The following is a 24,642-nucleotide window of genomic DNA, read 5'->3' on the forward strand; positions in this document are numbered from 1 at the left end:
AAATACCTGACACGATGATGGGAATATTGCACACCCCCAGAGCCTGCCCTGAAACACGGTCCCAAGGCAAGTCCCTCCCCGGGACTGTCAGAACAGTTCGTGCCTGGCGGCCTTTTCCAACAACAAGGCCGGCGGTGAAAAACGCTCGCCGTATTGTTCGGCCAGGTACTGGGCCCGAGCGACAAAGTCCTGTAGGCCGTATTGGTTGATGAACTGCAATGCACCGCCGGTCCAGGCGGCAAAGCCGATGCCCAGGATCGAGCCAACATTGCCGTCAGCTGTCGAGGTCAGCACGCCCTCCTCCACGCAACGCACGGTTTCCAGGGCCTGGATGAACAGCAGCCGATCACGGACATCCTGCGGCGAAATCTGCCCATCGGTTTTCTCGAAACGGCTTTTGAGCCCCGGCCACAGATGCTTTTGCCCATCGGCCGGATATTCATAGAAACCCGCCCCGGCGGCCTTGCCCGGCCGCTTGTATTCGTTGAGCAACACGTCAATCACAGCGAATGCCGGGTGCTCAATTGGCGTTTCTCCTTCTGCTTGCAGGTCCTTGGCGGTTTGCGTGCGGATATGGCTCATCAGGCTGAGGGAAACTTCATCAGAGATCGCCAGGGGCCCGACCGGCATCCCGGCCTTGCGCGCTTCGGCCTCGATCATCGGCGCACTCACGCCCTCACCGAGCATGGCGATACCTTCCTGGGTAAAGGTGCCGAACACGCGAGAGGTAAAGAAGCCGCGACTGTCATTGACCACAATCGGCGTCTTGTTGATTTGCAGGACGAAATCGAAACCCCGCGCCAAGGTCTCGTTGCTGGTGCGGGGGCCCTTGATGATTTCCACCAAAGGCATTTTTTCCACCGGGCTGAAAAAGTGCAGGCCGATGAATTTCGTCGGGTCCGGCACTGCCGTGGCCAAACCGCTGATAGGTAAAGTCGAGGTGTTGGAAGCAATTACCGCGTCATGCCCCACCACCGCCTGGGCAGCGGCCGACACCTTGGCTTTCAAGGCACGGTCTTCAAACACCGCTTCGATGATCAAATCGCAACCGGCCAGGTCCGCGTCGCTGTCGGTAATATGAATCCGCGTTAACGTGGCTTCGCGCTGCTCGGCGGTAAGTTGGCCGCGGGCGACTTTCTTCTCCAGCAGCACCGCAGAACGGGCTTTACCCTTTTCGGCGGCGGCCAGGTCGACATCCTTGAGCACAACCTCGACGCCGGCCATGGCGCTGACGTAGGCGATACCGGCGCCCATCATGCCGGCACCGAGCACGCCGACTTTTTTCGTCAGATAAGGCGCAAAACCCTGTGGGCGAGAGCCGCCGGCCTTGATCTCATTGAGCTGGAACCAGAAGGTGCCGATCAGGTTCTTCGCCACCTGGCCGGTGGCCAACTCGGTGAAGTAGCGGGTTTCGATCAGATGGGCCGTGTCGAAATCCACCTGTGCGCCTTCCACCGCCGCACAGAGGATCTTCTCCGGTGCGGGCAGGCAACCTTGGGTCTTGTTACGCAGGATCGAGGGGGCAATCGCCAGCATTGGCGCGACTTTCGGGTCCGACGGCGTACCACCAGGAATCTGATACCCCTTCACGTCCCAGGGCTGGACCACGCTGGGATTGGCGAGAATCCAGGCCCGGGATCTGGCCAGCAGCTCGTCATGGTCAACTGCCAATTCATCGATCAGCCCCGCCTGCAGCGCTTGCTGTGGGCGAACCTTTTTTCCCTCCAGCAGATACGGCAAGGCCTTCTCCAAACCGAGCAGGCGCACCATCCGCACCACCCCGCCGCCACCCGGCAACAGGCCCAGGGTGACTTCCGGCAGGCCGATCTGCACCGATGAGTGATCCAATGCCACGCGACGATGGCAGGCCAGGCATACCTCCCACCCGCCGCCGAGCGCCGCACCGTTGATAGCCGCAACCACCGGTTTTCCCAGGGTTTCCAGCGCACGCAATTGCGCCTTGATCCCCAGGACCCTTTCGTAGAACGCCGTGGCCTCGGGTTTGCCGACCTTGACCAGTTCGTTCAGGTCGCCGCCGGCGAAGAAGGTTTTCTTGGCCGAGGTGATGATCACTCCGGCAATCGAGTCTTTCTCGACGATCAAACGCGCGACGCAGGCGGCCATGGCTTCGCGATACGCGGCATTCATGGTGTTGGCGCTCTGGCCCGGCATGTCCAGGGTCAGGACGACGATCCGGTCCTGGCCGGTTTCATAACGGATGGCATCGGTCATCAAAAGTGTTCCTTGAAGTCGTGGCTCAGAGGCGTTCGATCACGGTGGCAATGCCCATGCCGCCGCCAACACACAGGGTCGCCAGGCCATAGCGCAGGCGCCGCACCTCCAACTCATCGAGCAGCGTGCCGAGGATTGCGCACCCGGTGGCGCCCAAGGGATGGCCCATGGCGATGGAGCCGCCGTTGACGTTGACCTTGGCGGGTTCGATGGCCATGTCCTTGATGAACTTGAGCACCACCGAGGCGAAGGCTTCGTTGACTTCGAACAGGTCGATGTCCTCGACCCGCAGCCCGGCCTTGGCCAAGGCCTTGCGGGTGGCCGGCGCCGGGCCGGTGAGCATGATGGTCGGGTCGGTGCTGGTGACGGCGGTGGCGACGATCCGCGCCCGGGGTTGCAGGCCCATCGCGCGCCCCTTGGCCTCGGAACCGATCAACATCAGCGCCGCACCATCGACGATGCCGGAACTGTTGCCCGGCGTGTGCACATGGTTGATTCGTTCGACATGGCTGTAGACCCTCAGCGCCGTGCCGTCGAAGCCCATCTGGCCCATGGCTTCGAAGCTCGGCTTGAGCTTGCCCAGGCCTTCGAGTGTGGAGTCGGCGCGGATGAATTCGTCATGGTCCAGCAGCACGATGCCATTCTGGTCCCGTACCGCCACCAGGGATTTGGCGAATGAACCGTCAGCCCGGGCCCGCGTGGCTTTTTGCTGGGAGTGCAGCGCATAGGTATCGACATCCGCGCGACTGAAACCCTCCAGGGTGGCGATCAGGTCCGCACCGATACCTTGGGGAATGAAGTGACCGTGCAGGTTGGATTGCGGGTCGAGCGCCCATGCGCCGCCGTCACTGCCCATGGGCACTCGGGACATGGATTCGACGCCGCCAGCCACCACCAGGTCCTCGAACCCGGATCGCACTTTCATGGCCGCCAGGTTCACCGCTTCCAGGCCCGAGGCGCAAAACCGATTGAGCTGCACCCCCGCCACACTGACATCCCAATCGGCCATCAAAGAGGCGGTCTTGGCGATGTCGGCGCCCTGCTCCCCTACAGGCGTTACGCAACCCAGCACGATATCGTCCACCTGGCTGGTGTCCAGGCTCATGCGCTGTTGCAAAGCGATGAGCAAGCCGGCCATCAGGTTCACCGGTTTCACACTGTGCAAGGCGCCATCGGCCTTGCCTTTGCCGCGGGGCGTGCGCAGTGCGTCGAAAATCAAGGCTTGGGTCATGACATCCTCGAAACCAGGGGGGTAATGCGACGCCTCCAACCATAAGCCCAGCGGCGCGGGATTCAATGACCACAGCGCTCAACCCCGTTGACGACGACGCTCAGACGAACGGTAGCCTGCTATCGGGTTAACCGATTCAGGTAAGCAAGCTGTCTAGCAAAAGGGCCGGCAAGAAGCTGGCAATAGGCCTCATGCCGTTTTAATAGCAATGAGCTAGGACCTGATACGAATTGGATCTAAGCCAACGGCGCTGTGGCCCCTAATGTAATCCTTGTACAAGTAAGTCGTCGGGTTTTGCCGAGGCCCTTGTCAAACAGGAAGTGCACCGCCAGCCGCCAAGGATATGCAGGCTGGCCTCAGGAAATAACAAAAAGGCGGGTCAGCCATGTTCAAACATTCGAAAGTTCGTCAAGCCGGACTTATTCTCTTCGCCACGACGCTGCTGTTGATTTTGCCGAATATCACCAAGGTGATCGGCTGAGTCCTGCGCGCGGGTACCTGAATCATCAGCACGTTGTATCGCCAAAAAATGTGACGGATTCGTTGTTCCGGCGGTGGTGGCTGTGCCAACCTTTATGGCATCCCCTCGACATGGAAGGCGATCCATTTGAAAGCTCTCATTGTGTTCGGGGCGTTGCTGCTCAGCACGCCCCTGTATGCCGCGCAACTGGTGTTGGAGTTGGGCGCGGGTACTCGCACCTGGCAAACCGAAGAATTGCTCAAGCATCCTGAAGCTCGAACGATCCAGATCGCTGAAGATGTTTCCTACAAGAAAGCGATGAGTTATCGCGCCGTGCCTTTGACAGCGTTGTTGATCGGCATCCGGCCGGACGACCACCTGCAAGCCGTGGCGCTGGACGGTTTTGCCGCCGAGATGCCCGCAGCGCCCTTACTCAACAAGAGCGGCGCCCGTGCCTGGCTGGCGATTGAAGACCCTGCCAAACCTTGGCCGTCACTGGGCGAAGGCAAAAACAGCGCCGGGCCTTTCTACCTGGTCTGGACGGACCCTCAGACGGGCCATATCAGCCCTGAGCAATGGCCATACGCAGTGGCGAGCATCAAGCGCCTGTCAGCAGTGGCCGAACGCTTCCCCGCCCTGTTGCCGTCGCCCACGCTGGCCAAGGACGATCCGATCAATAAAGGCTTCGAGCTGTTCCAGAAGAACTGCCTGGCATGTCATCGCCTCAATGGCGCAGGTGATGCACAGTTCGGCCCGGACCTGAACATCCCCTTCAATCCTACCGAGTACTTCTCGGGGGACTTCCTCAAGCGTTATATCCGCGACCCGCAGGGCCTGCGTCACTGGCCCCAGGGCAAGATGCCGGGTTTCTCGGAGGCGGTGCTGCCGGACTCGGAGCTGGATTTGTTGGTGGGGTATTTGAAGCATATGGCGGGGCGCAAATAGCCGTTGGCCCACTGAGATCGCTTTTGTGGCGAGGGAGCTTGCTCCCGCTCGAGTGCGAAGCGCTCGCAAGCTCGTTAAAGGGCTGCTGCGCAGCCCAGCGGGAGCAAGCTCCCTCGCCACAAAATCTCGCTCGCCAGGCAGTTACTGGATTTGCACGGTAATCACCGGCGCCGGTGTCACGACCACCTTGGCATGCATCTGCTCACAACCGCCGCCACGGCGCATGCCGCGTACCGGGCAGGCGTCCAGGTAATCCAGGCCCACGGCCAGTTTCAGGTGTCGCTCCGGGCGGGCCAGTTGGTTGGTCACGTCGAAGCTGTACCAGGCGCCATCGAGCCAGGCCTCGGCCCAGGCGTGGCTGGCCAGGTGTTCGCTGTTGTCACTGAACAGATAGCCCGATACGTAGCGCGCCGGTACGCCCAGGCTGCGGACGCAAGCCAGGAATGCATGGGCGTGATCCTGGCACACCCCACTACGCCCGGCAAAAGCCTGGGCCGCGCTGGTCTCGACTTCAGTGACACCAGGGGTGTAGGTCATGTGTTGGTTCAGCCCATGCATCAAATCGATCAGGGCCGTGCGATCGCGGCGCTGCTTGCATTGCTGCTGGGCAAAGGCGCGAAGAGCCTCGTCCGCTTCGGTCAACCGCGTGAACCGCAGGAATGGCAATGCCGATTGGCTCTCATGCTCGGCCTCGTGCAACGGATCGATGTCCACCTGCCCGCGGGCGCCGATGATGATCGTTTCGTGGGGCTCGTCCAGGGTGAGTACGTGAAGGATGTTACCGAACGGATCCAGCTGCGCTCGCACTGGCCGGGGTAGATCGAGCTGCCAGCTCAGCACATGCTGGCGTTCGCTGTCGTGGGGTGTCAGTCGCAGGTACTGGATGCTTGCGCGAACCTGATCTTCGTAGTGGTAGGCCGTTTCGTGGCTGATTGAGAGTCTCATATGACCTCCAGGTAGGAACTGTGAATGGCATTGCCCAGTTCGCGGACCAGTGGGATGAACTCGGTGAGCCAGGCATGCAGGCCCCCGTCGAGGATTTCGTTGATACCGGTGTAGCGCAGGCGCGCGTCCATTTCCGCGCCCAGGCGTTGTGCCTGCCGGCCATTGGAGCCCGGCAGGCTCGCGAGAATCTGGTCAATCTCTTCGGTGCAAGCACGCAGTGAACGCGGCACGTCGGCGCGTAACAGCAACAGTTCAGCCACATGGCGGGCACCCGGGGCGTCGCGATAGATCTCGGTGTAGGCCTCGAAGGAAGACAAGGCACGCAACAAGGCGCTCCACTGGTAATACGCGTGGGCCGTGCCGTCGCTGACTGTGTCGGCCTGGTCGCCGGCCATTTCGTAGCGGGCGTCGAGCAGGCGCAGGGTGTTGTCGGCCCTTTCGATAAAGGTCCCCAGGCGAATGAACCTGAACGCGTCGTTACGCATGATGGTGCCGTAGGTTGCGCCTCGAAACAGGTGGGATCGTTCCTTGACCCACTCGCAGAAACGGCTCATGCCGTAGCGGCTCAAGCCTTGCTCGGCAATATCGCGAATCTCTAGCCAGGTGGCGTTGATGTTTTCCCACATGTCGGCGGTGATTCGCCCACGTACTGCATGGGCACTGGCCCGTGCGGAACCGAGGCAGCTGTAGATGCTGGCCGGGTTGGCGGCGTCCAGGGCAAAGAAATGCAGCAATCGCTCGGCATGCAAATCGCCGTGTCGCTCCCGGTAATCGTCCAGCGTCCCAGTGATCAGCAACGGCATGGCCAGTTCGTGCAGGCCGTCGCCGCGCCCGTCCTGGGGCATCAGGGACAGCGAGTAGCTGACGTCGAGCATCCGCGCGAGGTTTTCTGCGCGCTCCAGGTAGCGCGACATCCAATACAGGTCCGAGGCGGTTCTACTTAACATGGCAGCTCCTTCAATCCTCGACCACCCAGGTGTCTTTCGTGCCACCGCCCTGGGATGAGTTCACCACCAGCGACCCTTCGCGCAGTGCCACACGGGTCAGGCCGCCAGGCACCACACGGGTTTCCCGGCCGGACAGCACAAACGGCCGCAAGTCGATGTGACGGGGTGCGATGCCATTTTCGACAAAGGTCGGACAGGTCGAAAGCGACAGCGTCGGTTGGGCGATATAGGCATGTGGCTTGGCCTTGATCCGCTCGCGGAAGGCATCGATCTGCGCCGTCGTCGCCGCCGGTCCCACCAGCATTCCGTAACCGCCGGAGCCCTGGGTTTCCTTGACGACCAGATCCGGAAGATTCGCCAGCACGTGGGAAAGCTCGGCGGGATTACGACACTGCCAGGTAGGAACGTTCTTCAGGATCGGCTCTTCGTCCAGGTAGAAACGGATCATGTCGGTAACGAACGGGTACACCGACTTGTCGTCCGCCACCCCCGTGCCGATGGCATTGGCCAGCACCACATTGCCCGAACGGTAAGACGACAACAGCCCCGGTACACCGAGCATCGAATCCGGGTTGAAGGCCAGTGGATCGAGGAACGCATCGTCGAGGCGACGGTAGATCACATCCACCGCCTTCGGCCCGTCGGTGGTGCGCATGAATACCTTGTCGTCGCGTACGAACAGGTCAGCGCCTTCCACCAACTCCACACCCATCTCCCGGGCCAGGAATGCATGCTCGAAGAAAGCACTGTTGAAACGCCCCGGGGTGAGCACCACGACGCTGGGGTCATCCAGCGGGCTGGCGCTTTTCAGGGTGTCGAGCAGCAGGTTGGGATAATGATCAATCGGCGCAATGCGTTGGACAGCGAACAGTTCGGGAAACAGGCGCATCATCATCTTGCGGTCTTCCAGCATGTAGCTGACGCCGCTGGGCGTACGAAGATTGTCTTCGAGCACGTAGTAGGTGCCGTCGCCATCGCGTACCAGGTCGACCCCGCAAATGTGGGCATAGATGTCGCGGTGCAGGTCAAGCCCTTGCATCGCCAGTTGATATTGTTCGTTGGCCAGCACCTGCTCGGCCGGAACAATCCCGGCCCGAATGATGCGTTGTTCGTGGTAGAGGTCGGCCAGGAACATGTTCAGCGCCTTGACCCGCTGGATGCAGCCGCGTTCGACGACTCGCCATTCACTGGCGGGGATGCTACGTGGGATGGTGTCAAAAGGGATCAGGCGCTCTGTCCCCTGCTCGTCACCGTAGAGCGTGAATGTAATCCCGGCGCGGTGAAACAACAGATCGGCTTCGCGCCGTCGTTGGGCCAGAAGCTCGTCAGGCGTCTCGGCCAGCCAACGAGCGAACGCCCGGTAATGCGGGCGGACCTGGCCGTCGGCGTCGTACATCTCATCAAAACCGGTGCGGATCATGCCCGTACTCCTTGTCACTCTGACATCCGGCTTCGCAAGGCCCGTGCCATCGGCATAAACGCTTTATGATCAACGGGTTGGATTATCCAGCGAGAGGCCGTGCACCCTTGTAGTGCAGCCAATACCCCCCACACCGCCGCACCGCCTCATTGCAACGCATGGGCTTGGCTACCCTGAGCATAGACACGGAAAAAGGACGTAGCCTGCTGCGGATACAGTTGGGTACAAAACCTGGGGGAGTGAGAGCGGAGGGTCAGTTGGCAAGGGAGGAGCTGTATGACAGTCATCGCGAGCAAGCTCGCTCCCACAAGGGATTGTGGTGAACACAAATCCCCTGTGGGAGCGAGCTTGCTCGCGATCGGTGGCGGGCACACATGAAAACGGCCGACACAAAGGTCAGCCGTTACTCTGGTTGCAGTAGATGACGTATCAGGCGTGCAGGCGCCGAATCTCCTGCTTGACACCCCAACCCTCGATGATGCCGCCCAAGGGCTCGACAACTGCCTCGAAGTCTTGCTCGAAGTCTCCAATGTCGTCGTAGGTGGCGTACATCACCCGGCTCAGTTCCAATGACCAGGCCCCGTCGTCCCGTGCGCTGATTTGTGCGTTCAATGACTCACCCCGAAACTGACCTGCCGCCCTGCGCGCCCGCTCCTCATCCGGGAAAATGGCGTAGAACTCGATGGGATGGAATTGTGAGAAATCGAAACCGCCTTCTTTCATGCGGCGAAGCACACTGGTGCTGATGTCTTCTTGATAGGCTGTGCTCATGAAACGTCCTCCTCAAACCGATGGATAGACTTTCCGTCTTCCCGTGCCTACAACCCGTAAGTTGCACTGCGTTACGGCATCAAATGACCGTCGGGACACAAGCATGTAGCTGACAAGACCGGACCTTCGCGATCCTTTCGCTGATCTCAATTGCAGAGTAGCCGCAAGTCAGGGTCACTGCCAAGCGGGGCCAGGCACTGAAGTTCATGAAATCGGTGTAATGCTGATGATTTCGATGCTGTGCTGGGATTTGAGGTTCTTGACCGTCGGGTCTTCGGTGCGACCTTCCAGATCGTTGAGGTCAAGCTTGGCGGGCACTGGAAGCAGCTTTTCGCGGATCAATTGTGCAGCCTGCTCCATCGTGGGCTCCTGGTCATAGTCGAACTGCTCGGCGATGGCTTCGCCGTGGTCATCCACGAAAGTGATTTCCCACTTTTGCATCGGTCTCTCCTCGATCAATTCAGGGCCTGGCTTACCTGTATCTCGACATTGATGGCTGAGCAATCGTTCCGCTGAGGGGTTGGACGGCACATATGAGAAGACCGCCTCGCGGGCGGTCTTTTCCTATAGCCCTGGTAATTTACTTCTCGGCACGTTCCTTCAGGGCTTTCAAGGTGTTGAACGGCGCGTCCACCACAAACTTGTTGGACAGCCAGGACGGTACACTGCCACCCGGATCAGTATGGACCTGATAGGTCACTTCGACCTGATCCGCGCCCTTGGGCGTGAACTTCCAGAAGCCTTCGACCTGGGTCACCCGCACATACCCCTGTTCCTCGGGCAGGTACTTCGGCACGCCCTTGAGATTACGGGTCAGGCTGCCATCGGCGCCTTCGACGGTGGTCACTTCCAGCACCGAGTCCCGGGCCGTGACCGGCCACGGCGTATTGAACTGGGTGTAGGTCCAGCTCTTATCGCCCTCGTGCTTGACCAGTTTCTGGCTCTTGCACTCATGAATCCAGGCGCAAGCACCCGGGACATCTTCCTGCAAGGCACGCAGCTTGGCCATGGTGGTTTTCATGACCGTCACGCCTTGGTAGGCCTTGTATTTGGAGCCGGCCACTTCACTGAGTGAAACCTTGATGCCGTCCTGCTCCTTGACCACTTTCCAGTCTTCTGCCTGGGCAGTTGCCGTTGCCAGCAGCATGGTCAAACCACATAACACAGCCATCCGATGCAGCGAACCCATAATTTTTTCCTTATTTTCCAAGTTCGTTCATTTCAGTTCCAATCATTGACCTATCACGCTGCCGTCACTTGCTCCCACCAACCGATCAGCCGGATAGCCTCTTCACTGCTGTTGCCACAGACCTCAATGTCAGCTCCGAACGCGGAACACACCGCCGGACGCGCCGGCTCACCGAAAATCCGGCACAGGTTATCAACCGACAATTGCACGCAACGTTCGCCCGCCGGCTTGCCCTGGGGCATGCCTGGGATCGGCGAGCTGATAGAAGGGGCGATGCAGCAGGCGCCACAGCCTTCACGGCATTTCATGACGACAACATCCTCACGGCAGGTAATGGTTGGTAACAAGACACAGAGTAACGGCTAAAACACTCGTTTTAAATTACCGTTCACGTGTTTTTTCACTCTCGGCGCGATGACCGAACAGTCAGAAGAGGAACAGGTCTGGCGAAGGTCTACTGCTTGAATTCGAAATCCAACGCGGCGCCTTCCACTTCATTGTGCTCCTGATTGCGCAGCGGCAACTGCATTTCATTGCTCAGCAAACGACCATTGAGTTGGAACGGTCCAGGTCTCTCTTCAAACATCGATGGCAACAGAGTCTCACGCTTGGGTAACGGCACCTTACCCCGTGGCTGCAGTTCCTCGACCATGTCATGGGGCAGGCTCAAGTCCAGTTTGGCCGGCGGCAATGGGGTCTTGGCGACCTCACGGGCAGATTTGCTCTTGGAGGCGACGGGGGCGCGTCTTTTTTTCGCAGGAGCCGCTTTTTTCGCAGGCGCCTTTTTGACCACGGCCGGTTTTTTCGGCGCATTTTTCGTGGCGCTGGCGGCGGGTTTCTCCTGTGCCGAAGCCGCGACGACACCTCCCATATGGAAAGCGGTCAACAGACCAATCAAAACCCAGGCAGCAGGAAAAATGGCTTTCATAGACACAACGGCACTTGCGGCAGAGCCCCCATGCTCGCCTGATAATGAGGCGCTGACAAGCACATCAGGTTAAGCCGCTGATTCCTATAAAAATCCGCTCGCGGTCTCTTGGCATAACTGTGTGGCCAACAGTCCCAGCGTCATCAAGGCCCGCTCTGCCTCGCGGTTCCAGGGCATGCCACAGTTCAGTCGGATACAGTGATTGAACTGCTCGGTGTTACTGAAGATCAGCCCGGGCGCGATACTGATGCCTTGCTGCAATGCCCGCACATGCAACTCCTGGGTGTTGACCCGCCCCGGCAGGCTGACCCACAGGATGAAGCCTCCGGTGGGGCGACTCATTTGCGTGCCTTCGGGGAAGTACTGTTGCACCGCCAGCTGAAAGGCACTGAGATTCTTGCGGTACTCCTGGCGGATATAGCGCAGGTGGCGGTCATAGCCGCCATTTTCCAGGTACGCCGCAATGCCCATCTGCGTGACGCTGCACGCCGAGTGGGTACTGAAAGTCTGGAGCCGCTGGATTTCCTGCTGGAATTTCCCGGCGATCATCCAGCCGATACGCACCCCCGGCGACAACGTCTTGGAAAAGCTCGAACAGTAGATGACCCGGTCCAACCGATCATAGGCTTTGAGCGCTTTGGTGCGACCTTGCTCGAACATCAGCTCGCCATAGATATCGTCCTCGACGATCTGGATGTCGAAGTCCGACGCCAGGCGCAACAGTTGCTTTTGCCGCTCCTCAGGCATCGTCCCACCCAGGGGGTTGCTCAAGCGCGTGGTCAGCACCAGCGCCTTGATCGACCATTGGTTGGCCGCCAGTTGCAGGGCCTCAAGACTCATGCCGGTGACCGGGTCGCTGGGGATCTCGATGACCTTGAGACCCAACAGGTCCGCCAGTTGCAGCAAGCCGTAGTAGGTGGGTGATTCGGCAGCGATCAGATCCCCTGGCCGGGTCAGCACGCGCAAGGACATCTGCAGCGCATCGACACAGCCGTGGGTGATCACCACTTCGGAGGGATCCACCACCACACCGGCATCGCGCATGCGAATCGCCACCTGACGTCGCAACGGCTCAAAACCCGGGCTGAACATGTAGCTGAACGCCCGTGGGCTGTGGAATCGCGTGACCTTGGCCAATTGCTGATGCAGCGCCCGCACTGGCAAGTAATCGACGCTCGGCACCGCCGCCCCCAACGGGAATACCCCTTCGCGACGCGACTCGACCAATACCTGCTGGATGATGCTGCTGCGCGTCACCAGCCCCGGACGCTCGACCCGGGCGATGTCCGGCGTCGGCGCCGTCAAGGCGGGCGTCTGGTGCACGTAGTAACCCGATTGCGGCCGCGCACGGATCAGCCCCTGGTCTTCAAGGTTGGCGTAAGCCTGCAGCACCGTCGCGTGGCTGACGTTGAGCTGCGAACTCATCTTGCGCACCGAAGGCACACGTTCTCCGGGCTGATACACACCGCGCCGGATGTCTTCAGCCAGTTGTTGAGCAATACGTTGATAGAGCAGGAGGTTGGTCATGACGCAGCACTCGATTTCACGGGCATTTTATTCTTATCGGAAACGATACCGGAACAGTTTAGAAGTGTACTGGGACAGTTGCCAGATTACTCGACAGGATAGTGGAGTGACAGCTCTAACTGTACCCCTCGTGGGGCAATCTGCGAGCCCAAAAAAACCCGGCGCCGTTAACGGGGCCGGGGTTTCCAGTGACGCAGCCCTCAGCGGGCGGCGCCGAGCTGGCCTTTCTCGTCGGAGAACACAATTTCAACGCGACGGTTCTGTGCCCGGCCACGCTCGGAAGCGTTGACGTCCACCGGGAACTCATCGCCATAGCCTTCGACCTGAATGCGCTTTTCGTCCACCCCCAGGTCCACCAGCACATCCGCCACCGCCTGTGCGCGATCACGGGACAGCTTGAGGTTTTCCTGCTTGCCACCGGTGCTGTCGGTATAGCCCTCAATGCGCACCACACGCTTGGGATTGAGCTGCAAAAACTGCACGATCTTGAGCACGACGCGGTTGGCCGAGTTCTTCAACTCAGCCTCGCCGGTGTCGAACAGTACATCACCGAGGGTCATCACCAGGCCGCGATCAGTCTGGGTGGTCGCCATCGCCATGATCTGCTCTTCGAGCCATTTGCCTTGCTGCTGAACGCTCAGTAGCTTGGATTCACGCAACGCCAACTGCAGGCGCTGGCGCTCCAACTCGAGCTTCGTCGCGCGCTCTTCGTTGAGCAGCTGATTGCTGTGCTCCCGGGCGATCTGACTGTAGCGCTGGCTCAGGTAGGCGTAATGCTGCACGTCCTCACCGCTGCCCCAGTAGGAGGACAAGCGATCGGCACGGGCCAGGGATTCGCCGGCACGGATCACGTCCCGGGGGGCAGCACGCAATACGTTGGCGTCTTCCTTGACCTTCTGGAAGTCGGTGCTGGCCTGTTCAAGTGCTGCTTCGCTGCGCTGGCCGGCGCAGCCATACAAGCTGGTCAGCCCCACGAGGACCAGACCGCCTAATACATGGGACTGCTTCATTGGGCATCATCCCTCAACTGTTTGCGCAGACGCTTGATGCGGGTGTCGAGCACGTTCAGTTGCTCCTGGCTCTTGAGGGTCAGCACCTTCGCTTCGGCCAGGCGCGCATCCAGTTCGGCCTGTTCGGCACGCATGCGCGCCTTCTTGTACGATTCGTCGGTCATGTTGGATTTGGCCCGGGTGAATTTTTCTTCAGCCAGCTTCAATTCGGGCACTTCGTCGGCATTGGCGCCCACGGCCCGGGCTTGTTCCAATGCCTGTTCGGTCAGGCGGATCTGTTCATTCGGCGCCGGATCGGCTGCGCAGCCCGCCAGAGCCAGAACGGCCAGGGCAGCGAAAAGAGGTCGAATAGTCACTAATATTCCCTACTGTTTTGGGGCACTGACAGGTGGCTGCAACTGTGTTTTCCAACGCTCGAGATTGCGCTGCAACACAGCCTCCGTCAGGCCGGACGCGGCCAATTCTGTCATCTTTTGCGCCAGCTGTCCGCGTAACCATGGGTCATTGCAGGCAGAGTTATGGGAAACCGCGAGGAACAGGCCGGGTTTATCCACAGGTTGCGGTGCAGCCTGCAGGTCGCTCGCCATCCCCAGTGTCTGCGCCATTGCCAGGCCCGAATAGCGCCCCGCCAGGACATACTCCACCTCCCCCAACAGCAATTTCTGAAAGGCCTGGGTCAGGTTGGGCGTGCGGGTCAGGGACAATTTCTGCTCGGCAAAAACGCCGAATCCCTGGGTCATACGTGCCTTTTCCGACAACGCGCCGGGATGACCGTGTAGGTCTTCGGGCTGGTTGATGACCAGTGTCGAATCCTTGCGGGTCCAGACCAGGTAATCGTTTTCCAACAAGGGCGGATGAACGTAGTCCAAGGCTTCAAGCCCGGTGCTGGTCAGCGGAGCGTCGGTGAGCAGGTCCATGCGTCCGCTGCGCACTTCGTCCAGCGCCTGGGCGCGCTTGCCGGCGTAAAGCAATTCGATCTTGATGCCCAACTCCCCTGCCACTTGCTGGAGCAGGTCGGCACCGGCGCCGATCAGGTGCTTGGGGTCCTGAGGGTCTTGCCATAGATAGGGCGGCGCATCCGGGCTGCCGGTGGCGATCAGTCGTTCACACTTGCCAGCGGCGGCAGACAGACCTGGCACAGCCGTCAGGGCCCACAGCAACGACCAGCCGGCCAAACGACGAAAATCCATGGCAATACGCTCCCCTTGCAGCGAAAACAAATAGTGCGGAAATAAAAAACCCGGCCAAAGGCCGGGCTCTTTATAAGTGAAGACGCCGGATTAGACCAGCTTCTCCAGCTCAGGGATGGCTTCGAACAAGTCCGCTACCAGGCCGTAGTCAGCCACCTGGAAGATCGGCGCTTCTTCGTCCTTGTTGATCGCAACGATCACCTTGGAGTCTTTCATGCCGGCCAGGTGCTGGATCGCGCCGGAGATACCGACGGCGATGTACAGCTGTGGCGCAACGATCTTGCCGGTCTGACCGACCTGCATGTCGTTGGGTACGAAACCTGCGTCGACCGCGGCGCGGGAAGCGCCGACGGCAGCGCCCAGCTTGTCGGCCAGGGCGTACAGGTGCTTGAAGTTGTCACCGTTCTGCATGCCTCGGCCGCCGGAAACGACGATCTTGGCAGCGGTCAGTTCAGGACGATCGGACTTGGCCAGCTCTTCGCCAACGAAGCTGGAAATGCCAGCATCGTGGGCAGCAGCAACGGCTTCAACGGCAGCCGAGCCACCTTCAGCGGCAACCGGGTCGAAACCGGTGGCGCGCACGGTGATGACCTTGACCGACGCGTTCGATTGCACAGTGGCAATGGCGTTACCGGCGTAGATCGGACGCTTGAAGGTGTCGGCGCTTTCTACCGAGATGATCTCGGAGATCTGGTCGACGTCCAGCGCAGCAGCAACGCGGGGCAGGATGTTTTTGCCGTTGGAAGTGGCGGCTGCCAGGATGTGGCTATAGCCCTTGCCAAGCTCGGCTACCAGCGGCGCGACGTTTTCCGGCAACTGGTGCGCGTAGGCGGCGTTGTCGGCCGACAGCACTTTTGCCACGCCAGCGATTTTCGTAGCGGCTTCGGCAACGGCGCCAGCGCCCTGCCCGGCTACCAGGACGTGGACATCGCCACCGATTTTGACAGCGGCAGCAACGGTGTTCAACGTGGCCGGAGCCAGCGCTTTGTTATCGTGTTCGGCGATTACCAAGATAGTCATGATTAGATTACCTTCGCTTCGTTTTTCAGTTTCTCGACCAGTTCAGCCACCGACTTGACCTTGATGCCCGCGCTGCGTGCAGCCGGCGCTTCGACTTTGAGGGTCTTGTTGGTGGAGGCGGTGGAAACGCCCAAAGCGTCAGGCGTCAGCACTTCAAGCGGCTTCTTCTTGGCTTTCATGATGTTTGGCAGGGACGCATAGCGCGGCTCGTTCAAACGCAGGTCGGTGGTGACGATGGCCGGTAGTTTCAGGGAAACCGTCTGCGCGCCGCCATCGATTTCGCGGGTCACGGCAACGCTGTCACCGCTGACTTCGACCTTGGACGCGAACGTGCCCTGACCGTAGCCGCTCAATGCGGCGAGCATCTGGCCGGTCTGGTTGTTGTCGCTGTCGATGGCCTGCTTGCCGAGGATCACCAGCGAAGGCTGTTCCTTGTCGACAACGGCCTTGAGCAGCTTGGCCACGGCCAGGGAGGTCAGGTCTTCGGCGGATTCGACGAGGATGGCGCGGTCGGCACCCAGTGCCAGCGCTGTGCGCAGTTGTTCCTGGGCGGTGGTCGGGCCGATGGAGACGACGACGATCTCAGTCGCCACGCCTTTTTCTTTCAGGCGTACGGCTTCTTCTACGGCGATTTCGCAGAAGGGGTTCATCGACATCTTGACGTTGGCGAGGTCGACGCCGGAGTTGTCCGCTTTGACGCGAACCTTGACGTTATAGTCGACCACTCGTTTGACAGCTACAAGAACCTTCATGGATTCCTCGTTACTCTCCGGTGAAAAGAAAGTCGCCTAGGCGAACCTGGCGGTTGATGCTCATGGGCGCAAGGGCACCTCTAAAAACGCCGGCATGAACCACACATGACCTTGCACACGGGAGTGAAGACCGTTCGTCAGTGATGACCGATGAGTCATTCATTATCGCGGCGTGTAAACTGCGCGTCAGAGCCACGCAATACGTCACTTTGTGCTGCCTTCGCCCTGTCTTTAGAGGTGCTCTTGAAACCAACAGTCAGCCTACGGCGAGCGCAAAACCGCCCGTATCTTGACCGGAACGCCTATTCCGGTCAATACGGCAAAATGGTCAGTCATAAGCCGTACGTCAGTGATTTATCTGGGCTGCGACAATTTCAAACGAACGTTTGTATTGGACCCTGAGAGTGGTGTAGATATAATGCGCCGCTTAAGAGAGAACCGCGTGTCATCCCTTGTCGCTTTCGTCGCTTTTCGCGAAGGAAACAACGGATGCAACGCCAAACCTCCAATTAGAAAAAACTGTAGAGCCTTGAGTAGGAGATAGCCTGTGGAACGCGAATACATGGAATTCGACGTGGTCATCGTCGGTGCCGGCCCCGCTGGCCTGTCTGCCGCTTGCCGGCTGAAACAGAAGGCCGCCGAAGCCGGTAAGGAAATCAGCGTCTGCGTGGTCGAAAAAGGCTCCGAAGTCGGTGCGCACATCCTCTCCGGTGCGGTGTTCGAACCCCGCGCCCTGAACGAACTGTTCCCGGACTGGAAAGAACTCGGCGCACCGCTGAATACACCCGTCAAACGCGATGACATTTATGTCCTGAAAAACGCCGAGACCGCGAGCAGAATCCCTGACTTCTTTGTGCCCAAGACCATGCACAACGAAGGCAACTATATTATTTCCCTGGGCAACCTGTGCCGCTGGCTGGCCCAGCAGGCCGAGAACCTGGGCGTGGAGATCTACCCGGGCTTCGCCGCTCAGGAAGCGCTGTTCGACGAGAACGGTGTAGTGCGCGGGATCATCACCGGCGACCTGGGTGTCGACCGTGAAGGTCAGCCTAAGGAAGGTCTCTACACCCCTGGCATGGAACTGCGTGGCAAGTACACGCTGTTCGCCGAAGGCTGCCGTGGCCACATCGGCAAGCAGTTGATCAAGCGTTTCAACCTCGACAGCGAGGCCGACGCCCAGCACTACGGCATCGGCCTGAAGGAAATCTGGGAAATCGACCCGGCCAAGCACCAACCTGGCCTGGTGGTGCACACCGCCGGCTGGCCGCTGGACATCATGGGCACCGAGAACACCGGCGGCTCGTTCCTTTATCACCTGGAAAACAACCAGGTGGTGGTCGGCCTGATCGTCGACCTGTCCTACAGCAACACCTACCTGTCGCCGTTCGACGAGTTCCAGCGCCTCAAGCATCACCCGGTGCTCAAGCAGTATCTGGAAGGCGGCAAGCGGATCAGCTACGGCGCTCGCGCCATTTGCAAGGGCGGTCTGAATTCGCTGCCTAAAATGGTCTTCAAGGGCGGTGCGTTGATCGGTTGCGACCTCGGCACCCTGAACTTCGCCAAGATCAAAGGCAGCCACACCGCGATGAAGTCCGGCATGCTCGCCGCCGACGCCGTGGCCGATGCGCTGTTCGCAGGTTCCGAAGGCGCGGACGAACTGACCACCTACGTCGACGCTTTCAAGGCCAGCTGGCTGTATGAAGAGCTGTTCGCCAGCCGCAACTTCGGCGCCGCAATCCACAAGTACGGCGCCATCATCGGCGGTGGCTTCAACTGGCTCGACCAGAACATCTTCGGCGGCAAGCTGCCGTTCACCCTGCATGACAACAAGCCGGACTATGCCTGTCTGAAACTGGCGGCCGATTGCAAGAAGATCGACTACCCGAAACCGGACGGCAAGATCAGCTTCGACAAACTCAGCTCGGTGTTCATCTCCGGTACCAACCATGAAGAGGAACAGCCTTGCCACCTGAAGCTGACTGATCCGAGCATCCCGATCAGCAAGAACCTGCCGCTGTACGACGAACCGGCCCAACGCTACTGCCCGGCCGGCGTGTATGAGGTGGTGACCAAGGAAGACGGCGAGAAGCGCTTCCAGATCAACGCCCAGAACTGCGTCCACTGCAAGACCTGCGACATCAAGGACCCTGCACAGAACATCACCTGGGTGTCTCCGGAAGGCGCCGGTGGGCCGACTTACCCGAACATGTAAGCCGATTCGCTGAACATCAAGGCTCCCGCAATGGGGGCCTTTTTGTTGCCTGCTATTCAAGGAACACCGCAACCCAATGTGGGAGCGAGCTTGCTCGCGATAGCGATTTTTCATTCAACACAGATGTCGACTGACCCACCGCTATCGCGAGCAAGCTCGCTCCCACAGGGGAAAATCGCAGGATCAGGCGGCGCGCTCTTCCCCGGGGTTACGCTCGAAGTAGCGTTTGTACTCCCGGCTGAACTGCGACGAGCTCTGATACCCCACCTGATGCGCGACCTGGGCCACGCCCAAGCCTTCGCTGAGCAGCAGCCGCTGAGCCTTGAGCAGCCGCAAGCGCTTGAGGTACTGCACCGGCGACAGCAGCGTGCTGCGCTTGAAATGCTCATGAAAGGTCGAGGCGCTCATGTTCGCGCAACTGGCCAGCGTCTCGACGTTCAGCGGCTCGGTGAAATGTGCATGCAGATGGCTCAGGGCCGCGGCAATCCGGGCGAACTGCCCTTGCTGCTCCACCAGCGCGCGCAGTACATCGGCCTGGGGCCCGCGCAAGGCGACGAACAGCAATTCCCGCAACCGCGCCTGACCCATGACCTGGCATTCCAACGGATCGTGCAGACAGTGCAACAAGCGCTCGACACACCCACGCATGTCGTGATCGAGCACGGCACACGTCATCGACTCCGGCGTCTGGGGCGCCAGGCTGCGCCCCGCCACCAGTCCCATGGCCAGTACCAGTTCGCCGAGCATCACCCGATCGATCGCGACGGAAATCCCCAGCAGCGGTGCATTGGGCATGGCATAGGTTTCGCACTCGAACGGCACCGGCAACGCCTGGATCAGATAATGCCCGGCACCATATTCCAGGGTGCGAGGCCCCAGGTAGGCCAACTTGCTGCCTTGGGCAATGATCACCAGGCTCGGCTCGTAGAGCTGCGGGCCACGGGCGATGTCCTCGCTGCACCGCAGCACTTGTACGCCAGGCAACGGGGTCGGAATAAAACCGTCACGGGTCGCCAGGGGTTCGATCAGCGAAACCAGCGCCGCGTTGGCATCGAGATGACGGGTCAGCAACATGGGAAAAACTTCACGAAAAAAGGGATGGGAACATCATCGCAGGTCTGGTGCTCCATAGGATCAATCCACGGCCAAGGTCGGAGGATTAGGCATGACACCCGTAGGAATCGTCATCGCCGAATGCCGCCATGGCTCCCAGAATAGATCACCTCACCACTGTTCACTGCTTAGCGAGGTCCATTATGTACACCGCCATCGGATATGCCGCCCAGTCGCCCACCACCCCCCTCGCCCCCATGAAGTTCGAGCGCCGCAGCCCGCGAGCTGACGATGTGGCGATCGAGATTCTTTACTGCGGCGTCTGCCACTCCGACATCCACCAGGCTCGCAACGAATGGGGCATCGCGGTCTACCCGCTGATGCCCGGCCATGAGATCGTCGGCAAAGTTACCGCCGTCGGTGCGGACGTCACCCGCTATAAGGTTGGCGACCTGGTGGGCGTTGGCTGCATGGTCGACTCCTGCCGCGAGTGCGAAGCCTGTCATGCTGACCTGGAGCAATACTGCTATCAGGGCATGACCCAGACCTATGCCAGCCCGGACCGTATCAGCGGCGGGCACACCATGGGCGGTTACTCCAACAGCATCGTGGTCAAAGAACACTTTGTCCTACGCATCCCGGAAGCACTCGACCCGGCCAGCGCCGCGCCGATTCTCTGTGCCGGCATCACCACCTACTCGCCCCTCAAGCACTACGGCGTGAAGGCCGGCGACAAAGTCGGCGTGCTGGGCATGGGCGGTCTCGGTCACATGGGCATCAAGTTCGCCAAAGCCATGGGCGCGGAAGTAACGCTGTTCACTCGCTCGGCCAGCAAGGCTGACGAGGCCCGTCGCCAGGGCGCCGACCATGTGATCGTGTCCACCGACGCCGAGCAGATGGCCGCTGCCGCCGGGCGCTTCCACTTCCTGCTGGACACCATTCCGGTGCAACACGACCTCAACCCCTACCTCAACACGTTGCATTTCGACGGTGTACACATTCTGGTGGGCCTGGTCGAGCCGATTGATCCGCCGGTCCATGCGGCCAATTTGATCATGGGCCGTCGGGTCCTGGCCGGCTCGTTGATTGGCGGTATCGCAGAGACCCAGGAAGTGCTGGATTTTTGCGCCGAACACAACATCAGCTGCAACATTGAAATGCTCGACATCCGTCAGATCAACGAGGCCTACAGCCGCATGATCGCCGGGGACGTGAAGTACCGCTTCGTCATCGACATGGCGACGCTCAAGGCCTGACTTTCGTCAGACTTTGGCCCCCAGCTCCGCCGACAACCGGGCTGTGACCCCTTTGACCAGGGGAATCAGCTCGGCCATTTTTTCCAGCGGCATGTACGGCACGGTGCTGGCGATGCTGATGCCAGCGACAATGCGCTTGCCGGCGTCACGAATCGGCGCCGCCACGCAACGAATCGACGGTTCGTTGTCTTCCAGGTCAAACGCATAGCCCCCCGCCACATACTCCACCATCCGTTGCTGGAACTGTTCCCAGGATTGCTCCTGATGCAGGGGCCAGAACTGATTCTTCCCACCGGCCGGTAGGCTGATTTCGTATAGCCTCTTCCATTGTTCCTGCGAGTCATCGAGCATCAGCGCCTTGCCAATCCCCGTGCGTGCCAGCGGCATGCGATGGCCGACGCGCGAGCGCATTTCCGGGCCGTTACGCCCCGGATTCTTCAGCAGGTACAAGACCTCGTCGCCCTCGCGAATCGCCAGGTGAACAGTGTCCCCAGTGAGCGCCGACAGTTCGTCCAGGTACGGCCCCGCCAGGCTCACCAGTGGCAGTTCTTCCCGAGCCTGGAAACCCAGCTCGATCAGCTTCGGCCCCAGCAGGTAGCCCACTTGCGGCACCACACGCAGGTAACGTTCGTCCACCAGGCAACTGGCGAGGCGATGGGTGGTGCTGCGGGTGGTGCCGATCAGCCGGGCGATTTCCTTCAAGTCACGGGCGCCGCTGGCAACCGCCTGCACAACACCCAGGCCGCGCAGCAATGTCTGGGTGCCTGTAGGCGCGGCGTCCTTGGTGATTTTTGGATCGTCTTGCTGCATATCCGGCCTTCAACAGTGAGCGGGGAACGGGCGGCATTATGGTCGCCCGCCCCGTCGGACTACAACTCGATGCGCTCGACCTTCCCCACCAGCAGGATGTAGGACAGCGCGCCAGCCAATGCCAGAACGGCGATATAGGTGATGGCCGGGGCAAACGAATCGCCGCTGGCGAGAAAACCGATGACGATCGGCGTGGCGATGGCCGCCAGGTTACCGATGAAGTTGAACACCCCGCCCGTCAGCCCGAGCAACCGCGCCGGGGCCAGTGTCGAGACCAGCGACCAAGTGATCGACGCCAGGCCGTTGCCGAAGAACGCCAGCGCCAGGAAGGCAATCACCAGCGGCGTCGATTCAACAAAGTTGGCACCGATGATCGCGGTGGAAATCAACAGACCGCCAATGATCGGCAGCTTGCGGGCAAACCCCACCGTGGCACCGCGACGGATCAGCCAGTCGGAGAAGAACCCGGAACACAACACGCCCACGAACGCTGCGAGAAATGGCAGCGACGCCAACAGCCCAGACTTGATGAAGTCCATGCCGCGATATTTCACCAGGTAGGTCGGGAACCACGTCAGGAAAAACCACAGCGTGGAGTTGAGGCAGAACTGGCCCAGGTAAATGCCCCACAACTTGCGTTGGGTCAGGACAATACCCAGGTCGGTCCAGCTGAATTTTGCCTTGGCCTTCGCCGTATCGGCCTGGATATCCACCAGCCCGCCGCCTTCGCGAATCAGCTCGATTTCGGCGGCATTGGCGCCTTTGAAATCCCGTGGCTCGCGATACACCGCGTACCAGATCACCGCCCAGAGAATGCCCACCGCGCCGGTGGCGACAAACACCATGTGCCAACCGAACGCGTGTTGCAGCCACGCCAGTACCGGCGTCAGGAAGGCCAACCCGACGAACTGCCCGGAGGTGTAGAAACCGATGGCCGTGGCCCGCTCGCGCTCAGGAAACCAAGTGGTAACCACACGGCTGTTGATCGGGTACGCCGGCGCTTCCAGGGCACCGACCGCCATGCGCAACACGAATAGCGCAATGAAACTGGCGGCGAACCCCAGCATCACCGTGGCCACCGACCACAACAGCAGTGCCACGCTGTACAGAATGCGCGGCGGCACTCGGTCCACCAGCCAGCCACCGGGGATCTGCATGGCGGCGTAGGTCCAGCCGAATGCCGAGAAGATCAGCCCGACATGGATAGGATCAATACCCAGTTCGCTGGTCAGCGCGGGGGCGGCGATCGAGAGGTTGCTGCGGTCAAGGTAGTTGATCACCACGGTGATGAACAGCAGGACCATGATGAAAAAACGCTTGCGGCTGGGCGTCACCAACGACGCCTGCGCGCTCAGGGTGTGCGCTTGCATGTGCGGTGCCTCTTTTTATGGTTATTGAGGAATCGGGCGAATCGAAGAAGATCTTCCTGCTTGCGAAGATCAAATTGTGGGAGCGAGCTTGCTCGCGATGACGGTGTGTCAGTTGGCGAAGGTGTGACTGTCACACCTTCGCGAGCAGGCTCGCTCCCACAAGGGAACCTAATGAGTCAGCGCTGCCTCACCACTCGGCAAAACTGCCATCGGCATGGCGCCAGATCGGGTTGCGCCAGCGGTGGCCGATGGCCGCGCGTTCGATGACGTATTCCTCGTTGATCTCAATGCCCAGGCCCGGGCCATTGGGGATTTTCACGAAGCCTTTGTCGTAGTCGAATACCTGCGGATCCTTGATGTAATCCAACAGGTCGTTGCTCTCGTTGTAATGGATGCCCAGGCTCTGCTCCTGGATGAACGCGTTGTAGCAGACCGCATCCAGTTGCAGGCACGCCGCCAGGGCGATAGGGCCCAACGGGCAGTGCAGCGCCAGCGCCACGTCGTAGGCCTCGGCCATGTTGGCGATCTTGCGGGTTTCGGTGATGCCACCGGCGTGGGATGCATCCGGCTGGATGATGTCCACGTAGCCTTCGCTCAGCACGCGCTTGAAATCCCAACGGGAGAACAACCGCTCGCCCAGGGCAATCGGGGTGCTGGTCAGCGGCGCCAGTTCCTTGAGGGCTTCGTAGTTTTCGCTGAGCACCGGCTCTTCGATGAACATCAGCTTGAAGGGATCGAGTTCCTTCATCAGCACCTTGGCCATCGGCTTATGGACCCGGCCGTGGAAGTCCACGCCAATGCCGACGTTTGGTCCTACCGCGTCCCGCACCGCTGCCACGTTGGCCAGGGCCAGGTCGACTTTTTCAAAGGTGTCAAGGAACTGCAGCTCTTCGGTGCCGTTCATCTTCACTGCCGTAAAGCCCCGCGCCACGGCCTCTTTCGCCGCTCGGGCGGTGTCCGCTGGCCGGTCGCCACCGATCCACGAATACACGCGGATCTTGTCGCGCACCTGACCACCGAGCAAATCGCTGACCGACACGCCCAAGGCCTTGCCCTTGATATCCCACAACGCCTGGTCGATGCCGGCCAGGGCGCTCATGTGAATGGCGCCACCCCGGTAGAAGCCGCCGCGATAGAGCACGGTCCAGATGTCTTCGATGTTGCGTGGGTCTTTGCCGATCAGGTAGTCGGATAGTTCTTCAACGGCAGCCGCCACCGTGTGGGCACGCCCTTCGACCACGGGCTCGCCCCAACCGGTCACGCCCTCGTCGGTTTCGACCTTGAGGAAGCACCAGCGCGGCGGAACGATAAACGTGGTCAGTTTGGTGATTTTCATCTTGTTGTCTCTCTTATCAGATGCAGCGCACAGGGCGC

Annotated in this window: 23 protein-coding genes; 3 read left to right on the forward strand and 20 right to left on the reverse strand. The window is 60.3% G+C overall.

What is annotated here, in order from left to right; all coding sequences use genetic code 11:
* Positions 1-87: 87 nt before the first annotated feature.
* Together QNH97_RS20110 and QNH97_RS20115 are read right to left on the reverse strand one after the other, a co-directional pair.
* On the reverse strand, positions 88-2,232 hold the full coding sequence (locus QNH97_RS20110) for a 3-hydroxyacyl-CoA dehydrogenase NAD-binding domain-containing protein (protein ID WP_283553586.1): 2,145 nt from the start codon (positions 2,230-2,232) through the stop codon (positions 88-90).
* Positions 2,233-2,257: 25 nt separating this feature from the next.
* Complete coding sequence (locus QNH97_RS20115) at positions 2,258-3,463, reverse strand: acetyl-CoA C-acetyltransferase (protein WP_283553587.1); 1,206 nt, start codon at positions 3,461-3,463, stop codon at positions 2,258-2,260.
* A 607-nt stretch (positions 3,464-4,070) separates the two neighbouring features.
* Here QNH97_RS20115 and QNH97_RS20120 point away from each other — a divergent pair.
* Positions 4,071-4,868, forward strand: coding sequence for a c-type cytochrome (locus QNH97_RS20120; protein WP_283553588.1), 798 nt, complete (start codon positions 4,071-4,073; stop codon positions 4,866-4,868).
* A gap of 141 nt (positions 4,869-5,009) precedes the next feature.
* Here QNH97_RS20120 and QNH97_RS20125 read toward each other — a convergent pair whose 3' ends face one another.
* The 14 genes from QNH97_RS20125 to QNH97_RS20190 form a co-directional block, all read right to left on the reverse strand.
* Complete coding sequence (locus QNH97_RS20125; RefSeq protein WP_283553589.1) at positions 5,010-5,813, reverse strand: transglutaminase family protein; 804 nt, start codon at positions 5,811-5,813, stop codon at positions 5,010-5,012.
* Entirely contained in the window at positions 5,810-6,760 is a 951-nt protein-coding gene (locus QNH97_RS20130; RefSeq protein ID WP_283553590.1) for an alpha-E domain-containing protein, read from the reverse strand. The genes QNH97_RS20125 and QNH97_RS20130 overlap by 4 nt, the downstream gene beginning before the upstream one ends.
* A 10-nt stretch (positions 6,761-6,770) precedes the next feature.
* Positions 6,771-8,180: a circularly permuted type 2 ATP-grasp protein gene (locus tag QNH97_RS20135; RefSeq protein ID WP_283553591.1), complete on the reverse strand. Its 1,410-nt coding sequence runs from the start codon at positions 8,178-8,180 to the stop codon at positions 6,771-6,773.
* A gap of 429 nt (positions 8,181-8,609) precedes the next feature.
* On the reverse strand, positions 8,610-8,951 hold the full coding sequence (locus QNH97_RS20140; RefSeq protein WP_283553592.1) for a ribonuclease E inhibitor RraB: 342 nt from the start codon (positions 8,949-8,951) through the stop codon (positions 8,610-8,612).
* Between the two features lie 204 nt (positions 8,952-9,155).
* Positions 9,156-9,392 carry a hypothetical protein gene (locus QNH97_RS20145; RefSeq protein WP_283553593.1) on the reverse strand — a complete coding sequence of 79 codons (237 nt, stop codon included), beginning with the start codon at positions 9,390-9,392 and terminating at the stop codon, positions 9,156-9,158.
* A gap of 139 nt (positions 9,393-9,531) precedes the next feature.
* Positions 9,532-10,140 (reverse strand): START domain-containing protein, encoded by a 609-nt coding sequence (locus QNH97_RS20150; RefSeq protein ID WP_283553594.1) that lies wholly within the window; start codon positions 10,138-10,140, stop codon positions 9,532-9,534.
* Positions 10,141-10,193: 53 nt separating this feature from the next.
* Complete coding sequence (locus QNH97_RS20155; protein WP_283553595.1) at positions 10,194-10,448, reverse strand: YkgJ family cysteine cluster protein; 255 nt, start codon at positions 10,446-10,448, stop codon at positions 10,194-10,196.
* Positions 10,449-10,594: 146 nt separating this feature from the next.
* Positions 10,595-11,068 carry a translation initiation factor 2 gene (locus tag QNH97_RS20160; RefSeq protein ID WP_283557518.1) on the reverse strand — a complete coding sequence of 158 codons (474 nt, stop codon included), beginning with the start codon at positions 11,066-11,068 and terminating at the stop codon, positions 10,595-10,597.
* Positions 11,069-11,152: 84 nt separating this feature from the next.
* Entirely contained in the window at positions 11,153-12,595 is a 1,443-nt protein-coding gene (locus tag QNH97_RS20165) for an aminotransferase-like domain-containing protein (protein ID WP_283553596.1), read from the reverse strand.
* A 200-nt stretch (positions 12,596-12,795) separates the two neighbouring features.
* On the reverse strand, positions 12,796-13,605 hold the full coding sequence (locus QNH97_RS20170) for an OmpA family protein (protein ID WP_283553597.1): 810 nt from the start codon (positions 13,603-13,605) through the stop codon (positions 12,796-12,798).
* A complete protein-coding gene (locus QNH97_RS20175; protein WP_283553598.1) occupies positions 13,602-13,961 on the reverse strand; it encodes a DUF4398 domain-containing protein in 360 nt (119 codons plus the stop codon). Before QNH97_RS20175 ends, QNH97_RS20170 begins: the two co-directional genes overlap by 4 nt.
* Before the next feature lie 9 nt (positions 13,962-13,970).
* Positions 13,971-14,795 carry a substrate-binding periplasmic protein gene (locus QNH97_RS20180; protein WP_283553599.1) on the reverse strand — a complete coding sequence of 275 codons (825 nt, stop codon included), beginning with the start codon at positions 14,793-14,795 and terminating at the stop codon, positions 13,971-13,973.
* Between the two features lie 90 nt (positions 14,796-14,885).
* On the reverse strand, positions 14,886-15,815 hold the full coding sequence (locus tag QNH97_RS20185; protein WP_283553600.1) for an electron transfer flavoprotein subunit alpha/FixB family protein: 930 nt from the start codon (positions 15,813-15,815) through the stop codon (positions 14,886-14,888).
* A gap of 2 nt (positions 15,816-15,817) precedes the next feature.
* A complete protein-coding gene (locus tag QNH97_RS20190; protein WP_014339477.1) occupies positions 15,818-16,567 on the reverse strand; it encodes an electron transfer flavoprotein subunit beta/FixA family protein in 750 nt (249 codons plus the stop codon).
* A gap of 547 nt (positions 16,568-17,114) precedes the next feature.
* Between QNH97_RS20190 and QNH97_RS20195 the strand changes: the two genes are divergently transcribed.
* Positions 17,115-18,779 (forward strand): electron transfer flavoprotein-ubiquinone oxidoreductase, encoded by a 1,665-nt coding sequence (locus QNH97_RS20195; RefSeq protein WP_283553601.1) that lies wholly within the window; start codon positions 17,115-17,117, stop codon positions 18,777-18,779.
* A gap of 183 nt (positions 18,780-18,962) precedes the next feature.
* On the opposite strand, the gene QNH97_RS20200 is transcribed toward QNH97_RS20195, so the two are convergent.
* Positions 18,963-19,853, reverse strand: coding sequence for an AraC family transcriptional regulator (locus QNH97_RS20200; protein ID WP_283553602.1), 891 nt, complete (start codon positions 19,851-19,853; stop codon positions 18,963-18,965).
* Between the two features lie 182 nt (positions 19,854-20,035).
* On the opposite strand from QNH97_RS20200, the gene QNH97_RS20205 reads away from it, so the two are divergent.
* Complete coding sequence (locus tag QNH97_RS20205) at positions 20,036-21,088, forward strand: NAD(P)-dependent alcohol dehydrogenase (protein WP_283553603.1); 1,053 nt, start codon at positions 20,036-20,038, stop codon at positions 21,086-21,088.
* Between the two features lie 6 nt (positions 21,089-21,094).
* Here the strand turns inward: QNH97_RS20205 and QNH97_RS20210 are convergent, their stop codons facing one another.
* From QNH97_RS20210 to dgoD, 3 genes are all read right to left on the reverse strand, one after another.
* Positions 21,095-21,898: an IclR family transcriptional regulator gene (locus tag QNH97_RS20210; protein WP_003204204.1), complete on the reverse strand. Its 804-nt coding sequence runs from the start codon at positions 21,896-21,898 to the stop codon at positions 21,095-21,097.
* Positions 21,899-21,957: 59 nt separating this feature from the next.
* Complete coding sequence (locus tag QNH97_RS20215) at positions 21,958-23,268, reverse strand: MFS transporter (RefSeq protein WP_283553604.1); 1,311 nt, start codon at positions 23,266-23,268, stop codon at positions 21,958-21,960.
* A gap of 187 nt (positions 23,269-23,455) precedes the next feature.
* A complete protein-coding gene (gene dgoD, locus QNH97_RS20220; RefSeq protein ID WP_283553605.1) occupies positions 23,456-24,604 on the reverse strand; it encodes a galactonate dehydratase in 1,149 nt (382 codons plus the stop codon).
* Positions 24,605-24,642 lie beyond the last annotated feature (38 nt).

This window comes from Pseudomonas sp. G2-4 (genome assembly GCF_030064125.1).
Lineage (GTDB): Bacteria > Pseudomonadota > Gammaproteobacteria > Pseudomonadales > Pseudomonadaceae > Aquipseudomonas.

Coding starts and splice junctions, on each gene's coding strand:
- QNH97_RS20110 (WP_283553586.1), bottom strand. CDS start 2,232: ATGACCGATGCCATCCGTTATGAAACCGGCCAGGACCGGATCGTCGTC.
- QNH97_RS20115 (WP_283553587.1), bottom strand. CDS start 3,463: ATGACCCAAGCCTTGATTTTCGACGCACTGCGCACGCCCCGCGGCAAA.
- QNH97_RS20125 (WP_283553589.1), bottom strand. CDS start 5,813: ATGAGACTCTCAATCAGCCACGAAACGGCCTACCACTACGAAGATCAG.
- QNH97_RS20130 (WP_283553590.1), bottom strand. CDS start 6,760: ATGTTAAGTAGAACCGCCTCGGACCTGTATTGGATGTCGCGCTACCTG.
- QNH97_RS20135 (WP_283553591.1), bottom strand. CDS start 8,180: ATGATCCGCACCGGTTTTGATGAGATGTACGACGCCGACGGCCAGGTC.
- QNH97_RS20140 (WP_283553592.1), bottom strand. CDS start 8,951: ATGAGCACAGCCTATCAAGAAGACATCAGCACCAGTGTGCTTCGCCGC.
- QNH97_RS20145 (WP_283553593.1), bottom strand. CDS start 9,392: ATGCAAAAGTGGGAAATCACTTTCGTGGATGACCACGGCGAAGCCATC.
- QNH97_RS20150 (WP_283553594.1), bottom strand. CDS start 10,140: ATGGGTTCGCTGCATCGGATGGCTGTGTTATGTGGTTTGACCATGCTG.
- QNH97_RS20155 (WP_283553595.1), bottom strand. CDS start 10,448: ATGAAATGCCGTGAAGGCTGTGGCGCCTGCTGCATCGCCCCTTCTATC.
- QNH97_RS20160 (WP_283557518.1), bottom strand. CDS start 11,068: ATGAAAGCCATTTTTCCTGCTGCCTGGGTTTTGATTGGTCTGTTGACC.
- QNH97_RS20165 (WP_283553596.1), bottom strand. CDS start 12,595: ATGACCAACCTCCTGCTCTATCAACGTATTGCTCAACAACTGGCTGAA.
- QNH97_RS20170 (WP_283553597.1), bottom strand. CDS start 13,605: ATGAAGCAGTCCCATGTATTAGGCGGTCTGGTCCTCGTGGGGCTGACC.
- QNH97_RS20180 (WP_283553599.1), bottom strand. CDS start 14,795: ATGGATTTTCGTCGTTTGGCCGGCTGGTCGTTGCTGTGGGCCCTGACG.
- QNH97_RS20185 (WP_283553600.1), bottom strand. CDS start 15,815: ATGACTATCTTGGTAATCGCCGAACACGATAACAAAGCGCTGGCTCCG.
- QNH97_RS20190 (WP_014339477.1), bottom strand. CDS start 16,567: ATGAAGGTTCTTGTAGCTGTCAAACGAGTGGTCGACTATAACGTCAAG.
- QNH97_RS20200 (WP_283553602.1), bottom strand. CDS start 19,853: ATGTTGCTGACCCGTCATCTCGATGCCAACGCGGCGCTGGTTTCGCTG.
- QNH97_RS20205 (WP_283553603.1), top strand. CDS start 20,036: ATGTACACCGCCATCGGATATGCCGCCCAGTCGCCCACCACCCCCCTC.
- QNH97_RS20210 (WP_003204204.1), bottom strand. CDS start 21,898: ATGCAGCAAGACGATCCAAAAATCACCAAGGACGCCGCGCCTACAGGC.
- QNH97_RS20215 (WP_283553604.1), bottom strand. CDS start 23,268: ATGCAAGCGCACACCCTGAGCGCGCAGGCGTCGTTGGTGACGCCCAGC.
- dgoD (WP_283553605.1), bottom strand. CDS start 24,604: ATGAAAATCACCAAACTGACCACGTTTATCGTTCCGCCGCGCTGGTGC.